Below are 19,370 nucleotides of genomic sequence, written 5' to 3'. Positions count from 1 at the left end.
CCGCGAGCGCCAGAACATGGGGATTAAGACGGGATAGAGGCGGTATTCTTGCCAGAAACGGTGAGCGGCCTATACACAGGTATGAGATCGATGCCGGTGATGAGCGCGTGAACCACGCGCCAACAACGGACGGTCCCGCACGATGTGCTCAGGTACGCGAGTTGCGCGCCGCCGTCATGCCTTGCGGCGCCTTGATGCCGAGCGCCTCCGCCTTTAGCACGAAGTCGGCGAGCGAACGTGCGCCCATCTTGCGCATCGCCTGACCGCGATGAATCTTGACGGTGATTTCGCTCAGATTCAATTCGCCCGCGATCTGCTTGTTCATCAGCCCGGCCGCGACAAAGGCCATGACTTCGCGCTCGCGCGTGGTCAACGATTCATAACAACTCCGCAGATCCGCGACGGACCGGCTGGCCGCGCGTCGCGTCTCGTCGCTCGCCAGCGCATTCGCGACAGCATCCAGCATGTCCTGGTCACGAAACGGCTTGGCCAGAAAATCCTGCGCGCCGGCCTTCATGGCTTTGACTGTCATCGCGATATCGCCGTGGGCGGTCATGAAGACGATCGGCAAGCTGAGTTGACTGGCCGCGATCTGTTCCTGCACCGCGAGCCCGCTTTGACCTTTGAGGCGAACATCGAGGATCAGACAACTCGGCACGTCCGGCATGTCGTAGGCGAGGAATTCCTGCGCGGAGCCGAAGGTTTCGACGCCGAGTCCGACCGAACGCAGCAACATGCTGACGGCCTCGCGCATCGACTCGTCGTCATCCACGACATAGACCATGGTGTGGCCCGCGTCGCTGCCGGCACTGCTACGCACATCACTGCTCATGACATCTCCCTTCATCAACGGGCAGGATGAACTGCAGCACCGCGCCGCCTGCTGCCGGCGATTCGGCCCAGATACGGCCGCCGTGTGCCTCGACGATCGAACGGCAGATCGACAACCCCATGCCCATGCCCTCGGCTTTGGTCGTAAAAAACGCATTGAACAAATGGTGGCTGTTTTCCTCACTGATCCCCGTGCCCGAATCCTGCACGATCACCTGCACATGCTCGTGGTCGAACCGGCGCGTGGCGATCCGGAGCTTGCGCGGCCCGGTCACATCGGCCATGGCCTGGACGCTGTTCATGATCAGGTTGATGAGCACCTGCTGCAGTTGCACACGATCGCAGCACGCCGTGGGCGGGGGCGCCGCGAGGTCGCTTTTCAGCTCGACGCGGTGGCGCTCGAGTTCGAGCCGCATCAGTTCGATCGATTCGCCGACGATCCCATTCAGATCGACCGTAACCGGAAGACGGTCGCGCTTTTTGGCCATTGAACGGATCCGTTGAATGACCTCGTCCGCGCGCTTCGCATCGCGGATCATCTGCGTGACAGATTGCGCCGCTTCGTCGATCTCCGGTGCAGGACGGTTCAGCCAGCGCAACGCGGCACTGCCGCACGTCACGATAGCCGCGATCGGCTGCGTAACCTCGTGCGCAACCGAAGCAGCCATCTCGCCGAGCATGGTGATGCGCGTGACGTGAGCGAGTTCCGCAGTGGAGCGCGCGAGCGCTTCCTGAGCGAGATTGAGCATTTCTACCTGTTCATGCAACATCGCCGTCGCGGCCATATTTCTCAATGCCAGTATCGATGTGATGGCGATCGCCAGCAGGCTCACCGCGCACCGCGCAATCGCGCCGCCAGAATAAGCGCCATTGTGCGAGATCATGAAGCCGAGCAACATCAGCACCACACAGCCCCACGCGGCCGCGATCGTGGCCGGGCGGTTGCCGGCCGAGGCGACCAGCAGCACTACCACCCCATAGAACACGGCTGCCGCGATATCAAGGGAAGTCAGCGCGGCGATCCCGAACACGGCGAGCGCGATCACGGCTGCGAGCGTCGACACGACACGGACGTCGGGACGCACCGCGGGGGAAGCGCGTCGGCAATTTTTCATGGCGGGCGGATCAACAGGCCGCCGGCCGGCAATTGGCCGGAACGGAACAGACAGGCGTGGACATAGGCGTTCGAAACGGCGTTCATTGACGAATACCGGAAGCCTGTCCATCTGGATGACGGCCAGGATGGCTGTCAGGGCGCATGACACTCAGACCTACCGGTGACCGATAGCTTTTAAGCTGAATGTGATCATGCGGGGGCGCACGTCAAGAGCGGTACTTATTTTTCCTTAATCGTTCCAAAATCACGGCTGCGCGGCTACCGCCCCCGGCCGCCGCGCAAGCGCGTCCGTCAGTGCTGACCGTATTCCTGGCGTGCCACCGGGATGGTGCGGACCTTCGCATACTGAAAGGCCGGAATCGACTTGACCGCGTCGCGCGTGGCGCCCGCCCACACGAGCTTGCCGTTCACATAGTCCAGTTGCGACATCGGAATCGCTACGTCGTGCTGCGACACGCCGAGAAACTGATGAGCCGCCACGATCGCGAACGAGGCCGCGTTATCAGGCGCGATGATGATGTCGTGGAGTACTCCGACTTTCTCGCCATTGTCGTTATAGATGCTCTTGCCCAACAGGCTCTTCTTGGTACTCCAGCCTTCGACGATGAGCTGCGACTCTTCCACGCTGACGCCGATGGTCTGCGTGCCCGCGACCTGTGCGCTTGCCGACTGGCACACCGCACCAAACGCCGACGCGGCCAGAAATACAAGTGCCCACTTTACCTTCATGATAATTTTCTCCAGGAATTGCGTTGGTTTCAAAACGATAAATTGCACCAGGATGGGGGTGCCTGTGGTGTGGCGTGCCCATGTCGCGCTGACCACTACTTTGAACCGGTTGCGCTCGCGGTGTTTTCGAATTCGCACGGTTTCGGTATTCATGCGCTCAAATTGTGGTGCCTTGTGCGCCGCCGTCAGAGCAATGATCAATGGCTGCGCTGCGGCCTCAGCGTCACCGTGCAGGTCATGCCCATCGCTAGCTTGACCCCGGCGGGAATCTGATCAAGATGAATCCGCACCGGCACACGTTGCGCGAGCCGCACCCACGTGAAGATCGGGTTGACGTCCGCCAGCAGATCCCCGTTGCTGGTTGGGTTATCCCGATCGGCGATACCGCTCGCCAGGCTGTCGACATGCCCCTGGATGTCCTTGCCGCCTGACATCAGCCGCACGACCGCCTGATCGCCGACATGCACGTGCGGCAACTTCGTCTCTTCGAAATAGCCGTAGACCCAGAACGAATGAGAGTCGATCAGCGCCATACGCGCGACGCCGGCGGTAGCGAAATCGCCGGGATACAGGTTCAGGTTGGTGATATAGCCATCCGACGGCGCGTGCACTTCGCTGCGCGTCAGGTTGAGCAACGCGGTCTGCCGCTCGACCACGGCTGCTTTGTACAGGGCTTCCGCCGCGCCATAGGCAGCGACGTCGGCGGAATAGGACGAAGCGGACTGCCTCGCGAGCGACGCCGAATCTTGCCGGCTCTCGTCCGAGATCACATCGCCCGCGAGATTGGCCCGGCGCGCCGCCTGCGCGCGCTTCATCGCGAAGCTGGTTTCGCTGGCGGTCATCTGCGCCTTGGCCTGGGCCATCTGTGCCTGGGCCCGCTGCAGATCCGCGTCGGCTTGCGCGACGGCATAGTGAAAGCGGGCCGGATCGAGCACGAACAGAATGTCGCCTTGGCGTACCAATTGGTTGTCCCTCACGCGCACCTCGCTGACCAGCCCCGATACATCGGTTGCAACCTGCACGACCTTGGCGCGGACCCGGCCGTCGCGGGTCCACGGCGAAAACATATAGTCCAGCCACAGCATGCGAACCAGCACGATCGCCACCACGAGAAGGGTCAGCGTGAAACTTGCACGCAGGATGGATTGCGTTTTCATCTTCGTTACCGGGCGTGAGCTGTCAGTGAATTCATGGAGACCTGTGGTGTTCAACGTTCAATATTCATTGCAACAGCAGCAGCGAAGCGCCGCTGAACAGCGCGGCGAACAGCGCGACCCGGAACAGGCCGGGATGCCACGTATAGGCATAGAAACCGAGTCTGGCCAGCACCAGATCGAGGACGATAAACAGCAGCACACACCCCGCGAGAACCGGTAGCAGACCAGGTACGAGCAAGGAAAACAGATCAATTTCGCCCGGCATCGTCCGCTCCAGGCGACACGTGGTCAGGGGACGCCGACGCGAATCCGCCGCCCAGCTCCTTCATCAGGAGCGCCCACGAATCGAGGCGTTTGGCCTGGATCTGCGCGAGGCTCTCCTCCTGCTGCAATTGTTCGTTCTGCGCCGCCAGCACATTCAGGAATTCGGTGATGCCGCTGCGGTAGCCCGTATCGGCGAGCCGGAAGGAGGCGCGCGCCGAATCGAGCGTGTTTTCAACCGACGCCTGCTGCTGCTCGAGCGAACGCAGCGACACGACTTGCATCGCAACCGCCTGCATCGCATTCACCACACTCTGGTTGTACGCATCGACGGCGGCGTCGCGAGACGAGACGGCCACACCGTAATTGCCGCGCCGGCGGCCACCGTCGAAGATCGGCAGCGAGATCGCCGCGCCTACGCCGTGACCCATGCCGTCGCTGTTCACGAAGTTGAAGAAGCCGCCGAACGTCGCCGCGGAGCCCAGCGACGCGGTTGCCAGCAGGTTGATGTCCGGATAAAAATCCGCGTGCGCGGCATCGATACCCTTATCCGCTGCGAGCACGCGCCAGCGCTCGGCCACCACATCCGGGCGGTGCCCGACCAGTTCGGCCGGCAGCGAGCCCGGCAACGCCACCGGCACGTTCAGCGCCAGGCTCGGACGGCGCAGCGAGTCACCGTAGCCCGGCCCCTTTCCGGCCAGACCGGCGATGCTCATCCGCGTCAACGCGAGTTGCTGCTCCGCCTGCTGCACCCTCGTTGTGCTCATCGCGAACTGGGTCGACGCCTGACTGACTTCGAGTCGGCTGTCGACACCTGCGCGCCAGCGGCGCGTTGCGATGTCCAGCGTGCGCTGCTGTTCGTTCTGGACGGCATGGTAGACATCGAGCAAGGCGTATTGCAGTTCCAGTTGCACGTAACTGCGCACCACTGCGGTCTGCAATTCGATTTCCGCAAAGCGCGCGTCCCCGGCGACCGCGTGCACGTTGTCGAGTGCGCCTTCGCGGATCGCGCGCGACTTGCCCCACAGATCCAGGTTATAGGACAGGTCGGCCGCGATGTTGTTGCTCCACACCGTCGTGCCGCCGGGTGGCGCCGGCGTCGTGTAACGGGCGTAACGTCTGCGCTCGAACGTGCCACCCGCATTGAGTTGCGGCAACGCGTTGGCGCCGGCGATCTGCGCCTGGAATCTCGCCTCGTCGATGCGCGTTTCCACGGCGCGCAGGCCGGGGTTGCCGGCGGTGGCGTCCTGAACAAGCGTGTCCAGTTGCGGGTCGTTCCACTGGCGCCACCAGCCATCGGCCGGCCATTTCGCATCTTGCTGGGTGGCGCGCAATGCAGCGCCCGGGTCGAGCGTTGCCGGGTCGATCATCGACGCCTGCGTGTGGATACCGCCGCTGTTGATACATCCGCCCAACAGCCACGCACATGCGAGAGCGGCGGCCGCCGATCGACTCGTTGTGGACACGCCAAGGCAACGCACTTTCATGCCCGCTGCCCCGCTGTTTGCCATAGGGACAAGGTATTGTCCAGCAGCGCGAGCTCGGTGAAATGCAGCAGCGCCCGCATCCGGCATTGCGTGAGCATCGTCGCATCGACCGCGCTATTCTGCGCGAACGGCAGCGTATCCAGCGCCCTTCGCGTCGCGACCAGCGCGGTGTCGGGGGCCTGCGGCGTGACAGCGGCGAACACGTCGGCGAGCGCCGCCAGCCAGGCGGTCTGCGCGTCGAGCCATCCCGCCGGCAGTCTCTCTCCGAGTTGTTCGGTGTCCAGCCGCATCTGGATCATCGCGCGGCCGATCTCCAGCGCCGCGAACGCCCAGCCAATCAGGTGATTGCGGTCCACTCGCGCATCGGCCGGTGCCGACGCGATCTGGATAATGAAATCACGCAGACTCAATTCGAACGTGTAGAGCAGATCGTCGAGCTCGTCGTCCCGCGCACTATCCGACACCAAGGCGCGAATCTGTTTCAGGTATTGAGCCGAGATCCAGTCGCCCGCGCGCGGCACGATGATCGAAAACGCGGCGGCCGCCGCCGCGATGCCGACCAGCAAGGCAAAGCCAGTGTCGAGGTAAGCGCTCGGGTTGTAGACGGTCGGATTCGATATGCCGACGATGAAGCAGAAATAGATGTTGAAACCAAGGCCGAGGATCGACGTTTTGGCAAACGTATTCACATAGCTGCCGATCATCACGAAAATCGCAATCGATGCGGCCAGCAAGGTGAAACCATCGACGCGCGGCAGCAGAAAAAAGTTAAACGCGAAACCCGCGAGCCAACCGGCGAGGCAACCACAGAATATCTGCCAGCTCGCAACAGCAGGATTGGGCACGAGCGCAAACAGCGCGCTCGTAATCGACACCGCGACGATCGCGCTCGATCCGCCCACCCATCCCGACGCGAGCCATGCCGAGCCGACCAGCATCACCGCCACGGCCGCACGCGTGCCGGCGATGAGCGCGGCCGTACGGTTGGCCGTAGCGCGAGTTCTACCGATGCGGCCGATGGCATGGATCACCGACTGCGACCACGGCAGCCGATCGACCGCGCGTGCATCGACATAGTTTCTGCAGTACAGGCGCAGATCGGCAATCGAAAAGAACAGCGCAGAGCCGGTGGTCGCAACGAACTGTCGTTGATGCGGCGACAGATCCGCGAGTGAGTGGATCAGCCGGCCCAGTTGCGCGGGCAGTGCCTGCTCGAAAGCATCGAGACGGCTCAACAGTGTCTCGACCTGGTCGACCGTGATCAGTTCGAGTTGCGCCTCGGCCGGAACGATCGCGAGCAGCGCGTCGATCAGTTCATCGACAGCCGCGATCGCACGCGGATCGGCCTCCACGGCGACGCGCGCCTTCAATTGATGCAAGGCATGAATCCACGCGACCGTGTCGAGGAAACTCCTGTCGAGATCGAGAAAGACATGGTTGAAGAGGCGTATCGACGGGTCCTCGAATACCGCCCCGCTACGCAAGCTTTCTATCCCGGCGCGCTCGCGAATCAGGTCGAGAAGCGTGTCGAAACCGACAACAGTCGTCGCGCGTCCAAGCATCTCATGCACTGCTTTCAACAGGTTCGTGAAGTTTCTGCGACTCGACGCGTAGAGCGCCGGCGTGACAGGCTGCGGAAACACCACCGCACTGACAAGACTTGCACACACCACGCCGATCACCACTTCGCTCACGGTAAACACGACGTTATCGAAAACGGCATAGGGATTGGACCAGGCCGGCATCGCCGTGATGGCCGTACCGTAGCCCGTGAGGACGAAGCCGTAGGATTGAAAATTGCGGTAGTACGATGCGCCGAATACACACGCACCGATCCACGCAGCCAGCGCGATAAAGAACAGCAGCGGCTGCTGCGGAAACAACGCGATGATCAACAGGCCGGCCATACTGCCGCACACCATGCCGAGGCCGCGATAGAAACCGCGCGCGATCACCATGCCGCTTTGCTGGTGCATCATGACGATCACGACCGACACCATGGCCGTGGCCGGCGTGCGGAGTTCCAGCCGCATGCACAGTCCCATCGCGAGGCTCACCGCGGCAGCCACCTTCACGATATGCACGAACCGCGGGCCGTCGTCCTTCCAGTACGTCTTCAACTCGTCCAGCCATCGCGGCGAGGCTGGGCTGTCCGTCAGCAAAGTCATAAGCTATTCGTGAGTTCTGCGTGCGGCCAGCGCAAGTGGGGCCCTGCCAGTTCGACGGTCTCGTCGCTTCGTCCTTTGACGATCGCCCGCGTTCAATCCGCTCAAGCTATTGGATTGCCGCGAAAATGTCCTGAAATGGATCTGAAAACATCTGAAGGACACGCATTGACGGGCACGGGGAGAGCCGCGCCGCGGGGATCAAACGAGCACGGGTGAATGCCGCCTAGCTGCGCTCTCTGAATTTTGCGCTCGGCGGCGCTTCGAAAGCGCCTCCCACTGCAGGCGCGGCGACCGGACCGTTGGTGCCAGCAGCGGCCTGCTCGCTGGCCGCCGCCGCGATCCGCAGCAAATCGACAGCGGCTGTGAAATCGTCCCAGTCGAGGCCCTCGGTAATGATCGAGCAGGCCGACTTCAGGAGCTGCGCGGCCTCCACGCTTCGGCCTTGCGCGTGCCAAAGCCGGCCGAGGCTGGTCGCGGTCCGCAATTGCAGCGAGCGGCAGCCTTGCATCAGCGATTCCTCCAGCGCCGCGACCAGGCACGCTTCCGCATCCCTTGCCACCACGTTGGACGGGGACGCGCCCGTCTGCTCCATCAGCAGCAGTTCGCCGTAGATGCGCCTGAGTTCGCTGGCATACCAATGGTCACCCGTTTCGTCACATTGAACCAGCGCGCGCACTATAGCGGCAATGCCTTCCTCCCGCTGACCGGAACGTCCGAGCGCGTAGCTGTACTGTCCGGTGAGCATGGCGCGCGGCGCACCGAACTCGAGTGACTCCAGATCGTCCAGCGCCGTGCGGAAAGCCTGCAAACGCTCGGGTGACACGTCGTCCATCGAGCGCAGGTACTCATCGAAACAGCGGCAGCACGCTTGCACCACGCTCAAACCCGCGCGCGCCGACACCTCCTTCAGCAACCCGATCGCGTAGGCTGCCCGGTCCCGCTTGTCCGACAACAGCGCCAGCGGGACGAGCGCCTCGAGCAGCACATAACTCGTGACCATCGCCTGCTGCTGATCGCAAGCAGCGACCACGCTATCCTCTGCAAGCCGCAGCGCCTGATCGCGGAAACCTTGCAGCCACAGCACGCGCGCGAGCGTCGCGCAGCCGACGATCCGTTGATCCACGGACTGGCCCAGCGGCAGGCGCTGATACGGGCCGTCGCTTTGCCGCAGGAATTGTTCGAGCGACGCCCGGGCCTGCCGTTGATCGCCTGCGTAATGCGACGCGATGCCGAGCAACCTGCTGCCGAGCACCGCACAGCCCGTGTCGCCCACCTCGGAAGCGAGCAACGCGAAGCGCCCGGCGAACGCCAGCGCATTGCGCGCCGCACCGGACGATTGACTCGCGTTCCACATGCCCCACAATGCGCGGGCTTCAAACGCAGGGTCCCCAAGCGCAATCGCCGAGGCGAGAACCTCGGACCAGATGCCGAAGGTTTCCTGATTCGGTCCGTTGACGTAGACAAGGGCCGCCCCAAGCGCCGCCTTCAGTTGCATGCGCACACGGAGGTGGCGGGTCGAGCGCGAGCCATGATGCGTCGCAGCGACGCTATCGAGGGCTCGCCGCGCCCATGCGCAGCACTCGTCGACCAGCGAAAGTTCATAGAGCAGGAACACGACTTTCACGGCCAGCGCTTCACCCAGCGCTTCGTCGCCCTTCGGCGACAGGGCCCAACCCAGCGCGATGCGCAAGTCGTCGAGCAGCGCGTGCATCTGATGATGCCAGCCGTCAGCGAAGGCGCGCGCGGAGTCCGCGCGGCTCAACGCTTCGCGCTCCAGCAGCGCAACGAAGTAACGCGCGTGATGGAGCGTGACGACGCGTTGCTCGCCGTTATCCTCGAGCTTCTGCATCGCGTACGCACGTGTGGTTTCCAGCAGGCGATAACTCGCCCCGCCGCACGCCATGCACCTCACCAGCAACGATTTTTCAACCAGCCCCGACACCGCCTCGATCACCTCGAGTTCCCGCAATGCGCCGTCGCTCACGACGGCGATCGCCGCGTCCATCGTGAAGTGGCTCGCGAAAATGCCCAGCCGGCGCAACGTCGTGCGCTCGGCATCGTCGAGCAATGCGTGGCTCCAGTCGAGCGTCGCCTTCAAGGTCTGGTGGCGCGGCAACGCGGTGCGATTGCCGCCGGTCAGCATGTTGAAACGGTCGTCGAGATGGCTGGCCAGTGTCGCGATACCGAGTATCGCCGCGCGCGCCGCTGCCAGTTCGATCGCCAACGGTATGCCGTCGAGCCGGCGGCATACCATGCCGGTCAGCTGAATGCTTCTTTCGTCCGATGAGAAGCGCGCATCGATCGCGCGGGCGCGTGACAGGAATAACTCGACCGCGCTGCATTGCAGGACATGCTGACTTTGCTCGTCCTGGGCGGGCACCTGCAGCGAAGCGACCCAATACAGGTGTTCGTCCTCGACGCGCAGCGCCTCCCGGCTGGTTGCGAGCACGCGCACCGCGGGACCGGCGCTCAGGAGCGTCTCGGCAAGCTCGGCGGCGTGGCCGAGCACATGCTCGCAGTTGTCGAGCACGAACAGCGCAGTGCGCTCGCGGAACTCCTTGCCGATACGCGCGAGCGTGAGCGGCCCGCTCGCCGGATTCACGCCGATGCTGGTCGCGAACGCCGCGAGGACGCTGCCCGCATCCGAAGCCGAGGCGAGCGCGACCAGATAGACGCCGTCTGGAAAGCGCCCCAGCGAACCGCGCGCGACTTCCACGGCGAGCCGGGTCTTGCCGATGCCGCCCGAGCCGACGAGCGTCACGTGACGGGCCGACGCGAGCGCCAGCGAAACATCGTCCAGCGCCCGGTCCCGTCCGATCAGCGCCGACAAATTGACAGGCAGGTTGTGAGGGACGCGCGCGCCTTGCATGACGTCGTCGAGCGGGTCGTCATCTTCAGCGTTGCCGGAGGCAGCCGTCGATGAAACCCTCGGAACCAGCCGGTAGCCTCGTCCGGATACGGTCTGCATCAGTCCGCGGCTTTCGCCCAGCATCTTGCGCAGCGCGGACATATGAACCTGAAGATTGTTCTCTTCAACGATCGCGTTCGGCCAGACCTGTTTGAGCATCTCGTTCTTCGACACCAGCCCGCCGTTCGCGGCGATCAGCACGGCCAGCATGTCGAATGCGCGGCTGCCGAGGCGCACAGGCTGCCCGTCGAGAAACACTTCCCGACGCTCAACGTCTACCTGAAGCGGGCCAATGTGAATCATTACCTGAGCATCCCAAACACAGCGGATAAAGGAACAACCGGGGGAAGACCGAGGGGGGAACTGAGGAGAGAACACTCAGCGGCGGATCCCCCGGAGTCTAGAGCAGCGACGAATTCGCATGCGCGGAAAAATCCGAACATACAGTTCAAAAAATTTGTACTAAGCGCATCCGGCCTGAACGCGCGCGGCATCGCAAGCGGCCGTTGCGCGCGCGCCCGACCTGCCCTTGGCACGCTCAGCAGGCGCGGCCGCCGGGCGCCGTCGCCTAGCCAGACCAGGGTAATCTTTGTATGATCCGTCCGAACATCCTGGGTACCGAACACACCATGCCGAGAAAAGTACCAACGGTCGACGCAGCGTCGAAGAGCGAGGCGCATGAGAACGAGAAGGGCATCACGCGCCGCCTTGCCCCCGAAGTGCGTGAGCGCCAGATCGTGCTGAAGGCCGTCGACCACTTCGCCACACACGGATTCTCGGGCAGCACCCGCGAACTCGCGCGCCAACTCGGCGTGACACAACCGCTTCTCTACCGCTACTTTCCGAGCAAGGAAGCATTGATCGACCGCGTGTACGAAGAGGTCTATCAATGGGACACGAGTTGGGAATGCCTGATCAAAGACCGCTCCGTGCCGATCCAGGAACGGATGGTCAGGTTCTACTCGGCGTACGCCGGCGTGATCCTGCGGCGCGAATGGATCCGGATTTTCATCTTCGCCGGCTTGACGCGCGAAGGCATCAACTCCAAATATCTGTCGCGGCTGCGCGAACGCGTGTTCCTGCCCGTCATGGCGGAAATCCGCTCGGCTTATGATCTCCCGGCGTCGACCAGCACGAAGCAGCGCGACATCGACCTGGAGCTGATCTGGAGCCTGCACGCCAGCATCTTCTATCTCGGCGTGCGGAAATGGATCTACGGGCTGCCGGTCAGCGACAACGTTGAAGACCACATCGCGCGCCAGGTCGACGCCTTCCTCAATGGCGTGCCTGAAGCGCTCAAGCACGCACCGAAAGCTTCCAGCAAAACCAAAGCCTGACGCTGGCCGGCACCACAGCCGGCCACTTGCTTCATCGCCCATTGCGCAACGCTCCTTTGCGTTTTCCAGCGAATTTTCCAGGGTAAACACCGTCGTCACGCCGCTTTCTCCAGGCGATGAATTCGCCTACTATTTATCTATCGATCACTAATCGATCGATAAATAGCATAGTAGGAGTTCCTTATGCCCGTGTCAAAACTTGCGCACTACTCGATCCGCACGATGGATCTCGAGAAATCCTGTCGTTTCTACGAGCGGATTCTCGGCTTCAAGCAGGGCTACCGCCCGCCTTTCGATTTTCCGGGCGCATGGCTTTATAAGGGCGGTGATGAGGCCGACTTCGGCACCGTCCACATCATTGGCGTCGATCCGGACAATCCCGCCGGGCTCACCGCTTATCTCGGCGACAAGGCACTGCCCGCCAGCGGGACCGGCACGGTCGACCACATCGCGTTTCTCGCGACGGGTGTCGAAGACATGTGGAAAACCTTGCAAGCGGAAGGCGTCGCCTGGCGCGATCGCACGGTGCCGAGCCTCGGTCTGCACCAGGTGTTTATCGAGGACCCATCAGGCGTGACCATCGAACTGAATTTCCCCGCCGAAGAACTCACCGGTCTGGCCGCCCCCCATCCGGCCGGCGATCGGGCACCCATCATCGTAGGAGAGTAAGCATGGCCAATCCTTCCGCACGTTTAAAGGCGATCATCGTCGGTGGCTCGCTGGGCGGCCTGTTTGCGGCCAATCTGCTGGTGCGCAACGGCTGGGATGTCGACATCTTCGAGCGCGTTCCTGAAGAACTGGCCGGCCGCGGCGCCGGCATCGTCACCCATCCCGAGTTATTCGACGCCATGACTGCCGCGGGAATCGCAATCGACGACTCGATCGGCGTCAAAGTGCAGTCGCGCGTGACCTTCGCGCAGAGCGGCGCGGTGCTGTCCGAGCGCGAACTGCCGCAGACCCTGACTGCGTGGGGCAAGATGTATCACGTGCTGCGCGCCGCGCTCCCGGATGTCCACTACCATGCCGGCGGCACGGTCGTATCCGTGGAAGACGGAGCCGATCAGGCAAGCGTGTCGCTCAGTGACGGCACGGTATGGCGCGCGGACCTTGTCATTGCGGCGGACGGTTTCAAGTCGGCGATTCGCGAGCGGTTCCTGCCCGACGTGAAGCTTCAGTATGCCGGCTATGTCGCATGGCGCGGCCTGGTCGACGAAACGTCGCTGTCGCGAGCAACGCGCGACGCGCTGTTCGACAAGTTCGCCTTCTGCCTGCCACCGCGCGAACAGATTCTCGGCTATCCGGTTGCCGGCCAGGGCAACAGCACGACCCCGGGTGAACGCCGCTACAACTTCGTCTGGTATCGCGCGACGAGCGAAGACGTCCAGTTGCCCAACCTGCTGACCGATGAATCCGGCAAGCGCTGGGTGGGCGGCATTCCGCCAACGCTGATTCGCCGCGAGGTGCTCGCCGACATGGAAGAAGCGGCGCTCACGCTGCTCGCGCCGCAATTCGGCGAGGTGGTGACCAAATCGACGCAACCACTCTTTCAACCCATCTTCGACCTCGAAGTGCCGCACATGGCGTTCGGCCGGGTGGCCTTGCTGGGTGACGCGGCGTTCGTCGCGCGGCCGCACTGCGGCATGGGCGTCACCAAGGCAGCGAGCGACGCGATGGCGCTCGTCAGCGCATTGAAGAGCTACGCAGACGTTCAGGAAGCACTTGCGGAGTACAGCCGCGTGCGCACGCAAGTCGGCGCGGCCATCGTCCAGCACGCACGCCATCTCGGCGCTTACATGCAGGCGCAATTGAAAAACGAGGTCGACCGTGAAATGGCCGAGCGCTATCGCACGCCCGATGCGGTGATGCGCGAGACCGCGGTGCCCGCACGCTTTTAAATGTTCGTTGTGCTTGCGGCGGGTTCAATCAACTGTCGCAGCACCGATAAGAAGCCGTTTCGAAAGGAGACAAAGTGGAACATAGCGCCCCAACCTATCCGATGAGCGCGCAGCCCGTCGTCAGCGACCCGCCGCCCCCCGCACATCCGCTGCTCGACGATCCGCGTTTTCGCGCACTCGTGCGAGCGCGACGCACCTTCTCGTGGACGCTCACGATCCTGATGCTGGCTGTGTACTTTGCCTTCATTCTCACGCTTGCGTTCGCACCGGCGCTGCTCGGCCGGCCAATCGTCGACGGCTATCCGGCAACGTGGGGGATTCCGGTCGGCTTCGGCATGTTCGTCTTTACGTTCGTACTGGTCGCGGTGTATGTCGCGCGCGCCAATACCGCCCAGGACCGCGCCGTGAATGAAATCCGGCAAGGAGCACGGCAATGAAACGCAATCCTCTATGGCATGGCCGGTTGTTGAGCGCGGCACTGATCGGTGCCCTCACCGCCCTGCCCGCCTTCGCCGCCGAAACCGCAGCACCGGCGCGCTCGCACAATCCGATCGCGATCGGCATGTTCCTGCTGTTCGTCGCCTCGACGCTCTTCATCACCCGCTGGGCGGCAAAAAAGAACCATAGCGTTTCCGACCACTATGCGGCCGGTGGCAAGATCACGGCCCTCCAGAACGGCTGGGCGATCGCCGGCGACTATATGTCCGCCGCTTCGCTGCTCGGCATTTCCGCGCTGGTTTTCACGAGCGGCTATGACGGCCTGATCTATTCGATCGGCTTTCTCGCCAGCTGGCCCATCATTCTTTTTCTGATTGCCGAGCCGCTGCGCAATCTCGGGCGCTATACGCTGGCCGACGTGGTGTCCTATCGACTGCAACAGCGGCCGATCCGCGCCTTCGCCGCCTCGAGCTCGATCGTCATCGTGCTGCTCTATCTCGTCTCCCAGATGGTCGGCGCCGGCAAGCTCGTCGAATTGCTGTTCGGTTTCAACTATACGATTGCGGTCGTCATGGTCGGCGTACTGATGGTGGTGTACGTGTTTTTCGGCGGCATGCTCGCCACGACATGGATTCAGATCATCAAGGCAGCCTTGCTGCTGGCGGGCGCCGCCTTCATGGCGCTTATGGTGCTCAGTCACTTCGGCTTCAGTCTGAATGCCCTCTTCGCGCAGGCGATCCTCGCCCATCCGAAGCATGCCGCGATCATGCGGCCGGGCGGCCTCGTGTCGGACCCGGTTTCCGCCGTCTCGCTCGGCCTGGCGTTGATCTTCGGCACGGCCGGATTGCCGCACATCCTGATGCGCTTTTTCACGGTCGGCGACGCGAAGGCCGCCAGAAAAAGCATTCTGTACGCGACGGGCATTGTCGGCATCGGCTACGCCCTGATCATCATCATCGGCTTCGGCACGATTGCGCTGGTCGCGACCGATCCGCACTATCACACGGCCTCCGGCGCGGTGATCGGCGGCGTGAATATGGTGGCCATCCATCTCGCGCATGCAGTAGGCGGCAACGTGTTTCTCGGCTTCATCTGCGCGGTCGCCTTCTCGACAATTCTCGCCGTCGTCGCGGGTCTGACGCTCGCCGGTTCCTCGGCGGTCTCGCATGATCTGTACGCGAATGTGATTCGCCGCGGTGCCGCCACGGACCGCGAAGAACTGCACGTGTCGCGGATCACCACGCTTGTGCTCGGCGTGCTCGCGATTCTGCTGGGCATTGCCTTCGAGAAGCAGAACATCGCGTTCATCGTCAGCCTGACTTTCTCGATTGCGGCCAGCTCAAACTTTCCGGTGTTGCTTCTTTCGATTTACTGGCGCGGCCTGACCACGCGAGGCGCGGTGCTCGGCGGCTCGCTCGGGTTGATCACGGCGGTGACCTTGACGATTCTTAGCCCGACAGTCTGGGTGCAGGTGCTTGGACACGCACATGCGATCTACCCGTACGAATACCCGGCGCTCTTCTCGATGATCGTTGCCTTCGCCGGTGTGTTCTTTTTCTCGATCACCGACCGCTCGCCGCGTGGCGCGCACGAACGTGCGCTGTACGGCAACCAGCTCGTCGACTGCGAGCTCGGCATGGTGAAACAAGGGTAATGCTAAAAGCAGACAAAGGAGACCGATTCATGGATTGTATGTGTTGTGTTTCGCCGAAACGCCGCAAGCTGCTCGGGACGATGGCCGCGCTTGCCGGCGGCCTCGCATCGGCACTGCCGGCGTCAGCCACGGCCACCGGGCCCGCCGCCGGCAGCGTGGTGACCGCAGGCGCAGCGGGCACCGTCAGATCGATCGACATTCACGCTCACTACTACCCGGAGAGCTACTGCGACCTGGTAGGCGGCGAGGGACAGAAGTTCGGCGGCAAGTTCACCCGCGACGCCAGCAGCTTCAGCTTCCTGACACCGGCCGGCGGACTGGGACCGCTGCCGCTCAAGTTCATCAAGATCGACGAGCGGCTCGCGGACATGGATGCGTCCGGGGTCGACATGCAGGCGCTTTCATTGAGCGTGCCGATGGCCTACTGGGCCGACCGGTCCTTCAATGCCAAGCTTGCGACGACGTGGAACGCAGCGGCATCCGGCGTCCATCTGCAGCATCCGACTCGCTTCGTGGTGCTGGCAACACTGCCGATGCTCAATCCGCACGACGCGATCGACGAGCTCGAACGCGCGTCCGAGTTGCCGGGTGTCCGCGGGGTCTACATGGGGACCAACATCAACAACCGGGATCTTGACGATCCCTTGTTCGAACCGGTCTTCGCACGCATCGAGCAACTGGATCTGCCGGTGTTTCTGCATCCGCAGCAGACGGTTGGCGGCTCGCGGCTGGGCGACTTCTATCTGAGCAACCTGCTGGGCAACCCGTTCGACACCGCGATCGCCGGTTCGCACCTGATACTCGGCGGTGTGATGGACCGTCATCCGAAGTTGCGCATTACCTTGCCGCACGCCGGTGGCGCGTTGCCGATCCTGATGGGACGCATCGACGCGGGCTGGACGGTACGTCCGGAAACACGGCGGCTGGCGCAAAAGCCGAGCAGCTACCTGCGCCGTTTCAGCTATGACACGGTCTCGCATTCCGGACCGGTGCTGGACTTTCTGATTCAGAACATCGGCATCGACAGACTGGTACTCGGCAGCGACTATTGCTTCGATATGGGTTATGAGCAGCCGGTCAGGTTCCTGGATCGTCTTGAATTGCCGCCGGAGCAAAAGAATCTGATTCTTGGCGGCAATGCGGCACAACTGCTGAAGATCTGACGCGCATCGCCTTCCACTGCCATGGAGGGCGCACGCCTGATCCGGCGGTCCGGCGTTCCGGCGCTTCCGTAGAAATCCTCCCAACCCCTGCTCCCCCCTATACGCGCGGATGAACGGCGTGAATGCATTGATGAGTGCGGCACCAGTATGTAGGGATGGCGCGATCTCGTTGCTGATCGTATTGTCTTCACATCAGGCAAGACGTGTTGCCCAGTTCAACCGGATCCAGAGGTTAAGGAGTTAAGCGGCTATGGACAAGATTTTCAGCATGCGCGTGTTCTCGCGGGTCGCGGAGACCGGCAGGCCTTCCCGGCCGTCTCTGTCGATCTGAAACTGCTGCCACGCATGGCGAATCTGGTCGAGGACGAGTTCGATGTGTCGATCGTGTCCGCGTCGGCGCTGCCGGACTCTCGCAATGTGAGCAAGCTCATAGGACGCTGCGAGCGCACGCTGGTCGCGGCTCCGGACTATCTCGCACGGCATCCCATTGCCACGGTGAACGACCTGCCTCAGCACACGCTCATGCACACCAGTTCGAGCTTCGATCCGCCCTCCGGATGGCTTGCTGAGATTGCCGGACATGCCACTGCCAGCGCGGAGCTAGCCGGGCAATTCGTGGTCAACAACATGCAGGCGCTCAGAGTCGCGCTGCTTGCGGGCGCCGGGGTCGGCGCGGTACCCACTTATTCGGTGGTGGAGGATATTAAAGAGGGAAAACTCGTTCAGCTATTTCCCGAGTACCCGCTGCAAACAATCAACGTTTTTGTCATATATCCTTCCCGTCGATTCGTCGACGCGAAGATAAAGACGTTCGTTGAATTCCTGACCGTGTCGTTAAAGGAAAAACTCGATCTGCGGATTGAGAATCTGGCGGCCGTCGATGCATCTGATCACTCATCCGAGCAACCCCAAGCAGAGCTGCAAGCCTGATCCTCGCCGCCATCGAAAGCAAGTTGAAGGAAATAAATCATCTGATCGCCGACCCGCCGAACCTGAACGAAAATTAATAAATGACGCCGACATTTCCGAGATAATCGCGCTGCAATGCTGATTATCACCCTCTCCAGCTTTTGGCAAAGCGAACTGGCGCGACTGTAGCGCGACGAACGGAGGTGACGGATCATGTTTAACGGTGCGGAAACGGCCACCGCCACGGTAGCGCGGCAGAAGGACTCGCTGGGTTGTCTTTCGAATCAGTTGCACAAGGACCTGGAACTCAACACGGGTGAATTCACGTTTTATCGCAAATGCAGGCGCCACGAGAAGACCAGTGAAGTTGCAACCCCGGCTTCGGATCGCGGCTTCCTGATCGGCGTTTCGCTGGCGGCGGGCCATCGCAGGCGGATTTTTTCAGGGAACCGGTCTGCGTCGCAGGACTTCGAAAAAGATTCGGTCTACATACGTAATTTCGAAGAAGACTACCGGGCCGACTTGCATGGCGTTTTCGATTTCGTGCTAGTGGAGCTGTCGCGCGCTTTTATCGCCAACGCCTGCTATGAGCGAAACGGCGCGTCCATCGAGGGCTTCTCGTCGCCGGCGGGCCGCAAGGACCCGATCTTCGGCCACCTCGCGCAAGTATTGGCGCTGACACTGGATAGCCAGAGCGAGGCAAGCCCACTCTTCGTCGAGCAACTGGGCGTGACGATCGGAACCCATCTGCTCGACCAGTATCGCAATGCGCCGGCCCCGTCAAACAGGAAAAGCCCGCGGCTCTCGAGTCTGCACGAAGCGCGCGCCAAAGACATGCTGCTTGCGAAGACGCAGGGCAACGTTTCGCTGGGTGAGATCGCGAGCGCCTGCAACCTGTCGCGCAGCTACTTCATCCGGGCGTTTCGCGAAACCACGCATCGCACACCGCATCAATGGCTGCTAGAGCAACGCATCGATCGCGCGCGCGAGTTGCTCAGGCATTCCGACTCGTCCCTGTCGGACATCGCCATCGCATGCGGTTTCTCCGATCAAAGCCACTTCACGCGAACCTTCTCGCAACTGGTCGGCACGCCGCCGGGCACGTGGCGCAGACAGACCGGAATCTGAACAGGCCATCGGCTCTTCGCGGCTTGATCGGAAGGTAGCTCGACCGGGCGAGGGTCACCCCGGCTGCGCCCATAGACTTTCCTACAAAGCATCGCACTTACATGCAAGACACATAAATCATGGCGCGGTACTTTCGAGCATGCCAAGCTCCGGCGCCCGCGACCGCCTCCCCCGCGCCGCCGGCACGC

16 protein-coding genes are annotated in these 19,370 nt (G+C 62.5%); 8 read left to right on the top strand and 8 right to left on the bottom strand.

Annotated elements, in window-relative coordinates:
- Positions 1 to 148 precede the first annotated feature (148 nt).
- The 8 genes from FSO04_RS02815 to FSO04_RS02780 form a co-directional block, all read right to left on the bottom strand.
- Complete coding sequence (locus tag FSO04_RS02815; protein ID WP_154558247.1) at positions 149 to 832, bottom strand: response regulator transcription factor; 684 nt, start codon at positions 830 to 832, stop codon at positions 149 to 151.
- A complete protein-coding gene (locus FSO04_RS02810) occupies positions 822 to 1,895 on the bottom strand; it encodes a sensor histidine kinase (protein ID WP_414693377.1) in 1,074 nt (357 codons plus the stop codon). Before FSO04_RS02810 ends, FSO04_RS02815 begins: the two co-directional genes overlap by 11 nt.
- A 344-nt stretch (positions 1,896 to 2,239) precedes the next feature.
- Positions 2,240 to 2,677, bottom strand: coding sequence for a PRC-barrel domain-containing protein (locus FSO04_RS02805; RefSeq protein ID WP_154558298.1), 438 nt, complete (start codon positions 2,675 to 2,677; stop codon positions 2,240 to 2,242).
- Between the two features lie 197 nt (positions 2,678 to 2,874).
- Positions 2,875 to 3,834, bottom strand: a complete 960-nt coding sequence (locus FSO04_RS02800) for an HlyD family secretion protein (protein ID WP_154558245.1) — start codon at positions 3,832 to 3,834, stop codon at positions 2,875 to 2,877.
- Positions 3,835 to 3,898: 64 nt separating this feature from the next.
- Positions 3,899 to 4,099, bottom strand: a complete 201-nt coding sequence (locus FSO04_RS02795) for a DUF1656 domain-containing protein (protein ID WP_154558244.1) — start codon at positions 4,097 to 4,099, stop codon at positions 3,899 to 3,901.
- Positions 4,083 to 5,582, bottom strand: coding sequence for an efflux transporter outer membrane subunit (locus tag FSO04_RS02790; RefSeq protein ID WP_154558243.1), 1,500 nt, complete (start codon positions 5,580 to 5,582; stop codon positions 4,083 to 4,085). Before FSO04_RS02790 ends, FSO04_RS02795 begins: the two co-directional genes overlap by 17 nt.
- Positions 5,579 to 7,750: an FUSC family protein gene (locus FSO04_RS02785; RefSeq protein WP_154558242.1), complete on the bottom strand. Its 2,172-nt coding sequence runs from the start codon at positions 7,748 to 7,750 to the stop codon at positions 5,579 to 5,581. Before FSO04_RS02785 ends, FSO04_RS02790 begins: the two co-directional genes overlap by 4 nt.
- 223 nt (positions 7,751 to 7,973) lie before the next feature.
- On the bottom strand, positions 7,974 to 10,961 hold the full coding sequence (locus tag FSO04_RS02780) for an ATP-binding protein (RefSeq protein WP_154558241.1): 2,988 nt from the start codon (positions 10,959 to 10,961) through the stop codon (positions 7,974 to 7,976).
- Between the two features lie 326 nt (positions 10,962 to 11,287).
- Between FSO04_RS02780 and FSO04_RS02775 the strand changes: the two genes are divergently transcribed.
- The 8 genes from FSO04_RS02775 to FSO04_RS02740 all read left to right on the top strand — a co-directional run bounded on the left by FSO04_RS02775 (position 11,288) and on the right by FSO04_RS02740 (position 19,182).
- A complete protein-coding gene (locus FSO04_RS02775; RefSeq protein ID WP_154558240.1) occupies positions 11,288 to 11,995 on the top strand; it encodes a TetR/AcrR family transcriptional regulator in 708 nt (235 codons plus the stop codon).
- A 183-nt stretch (positions 11,996 to 12,178) separates the two neighbouring features.
- Positions 12,179 to 12,664, top strand: coding sequence for a VOC family protein (locus tag FSO04_RS02770; protein ID WP_154558239.1), 486 nt, complete (start codon positions 12,179 to 12,181; stop codon positions 12,662 to 12,664).
- A 2-nt stretch (positions 12,665 to 12,666) separates the two neighbouring features.
- Positions 12,667 to 13,890, top strand: a complete 1,224-nt coding sequence (locus FSO04_RS02765; RefSeq protein WP_154558238.1) for an FAD binding domain-containing protein — start codon at positions 12,667 to 12,669, stop codon at positions 13,888 to 13,890.
- Positions 13,891 to 13,964: 74 nt separating this feature from the next.
- Positions 13,965 to 14,327: a DUF485 domain-containing protein gene (locus FSO04_RS02760; RefSeq protein WP_408381927.1), complete on the top strand. Its 363-nt coding sequence runs from the start codon at positions 13,965 to 13,967 to the stop codon at positions 14,325 to 14,327.
- Positions 14,324 to 15,982 carry a cation/acetate symporter ActP gene (actP, locus tag FSO04_RS02755; RefSeq protein ID WP_154558237.1) on the top strand — a complete coding sequence of 553 codons (1,659 nt, stop codon included), beginning with the start codon at positions 14,324 to 14,326 and terminating at the stop codon, positions 15,980 to 15,982. The genes FSO04_RS02760 and actP overlap by 4 nt, the downstream gene beginning before the upstream one ends.
- 29 nt (positions 15,983 to 16,011) lie before the next feature.
- A complete protein-coding gene (locus FSO04_RS02750; RefSeq protein WP_154558236.1) occupies positions 16,012 to 17,145 on the top strand; it encodes an amidohydrolase family protein in 1,134 nt (377 codons plus the stop codon).
- A 180-nt stretch (positions 17,146 to 17,325) separates the two neighbouring features.
- Positions 17,326 to 18,075 (top strand): substrate binding domain-containing protein, encoded by a 750-nt coding sequence (locus FSO04_RS02745; RefSeq protein WP_168435546.1) that lies wholly within the window; start codon positions 17,326 to 17,328, stop codon positions 18,073 to 18,075.
- A 192-nt stretch (positions 18,076 to 18,267) separates the two neighbouring features.
- On the top strand, positions 18,268 to 19,182 hold the full coding sequence (locus FSO04_RS02740; RefSeq protein ID WP_154558234.1) for a helix-turn-helix domain-containing protein: 915 nt from the start codon (positions 18,268 to 18,270) through the stop codon (positions 19,180 to 19,182).
- Positions 19,183 to 19,370 lie beyond the last annotated feature (188 nt).

The sequence above is a fragment of the Paraburkholderia madseniana genome, from assembly GCF_009690905.1.
Taxonomy (GTDB): domain Bacteria; phylum Pseudomonadota; class Gammaproteobacteria; order Burkholderiales; family Burkholderiaceae; genus Paraburkholderia; species Paraburkholderia madseniana.
This window is presented reverse-complemented; position numbering and strand designations above follow the sequence as displayed.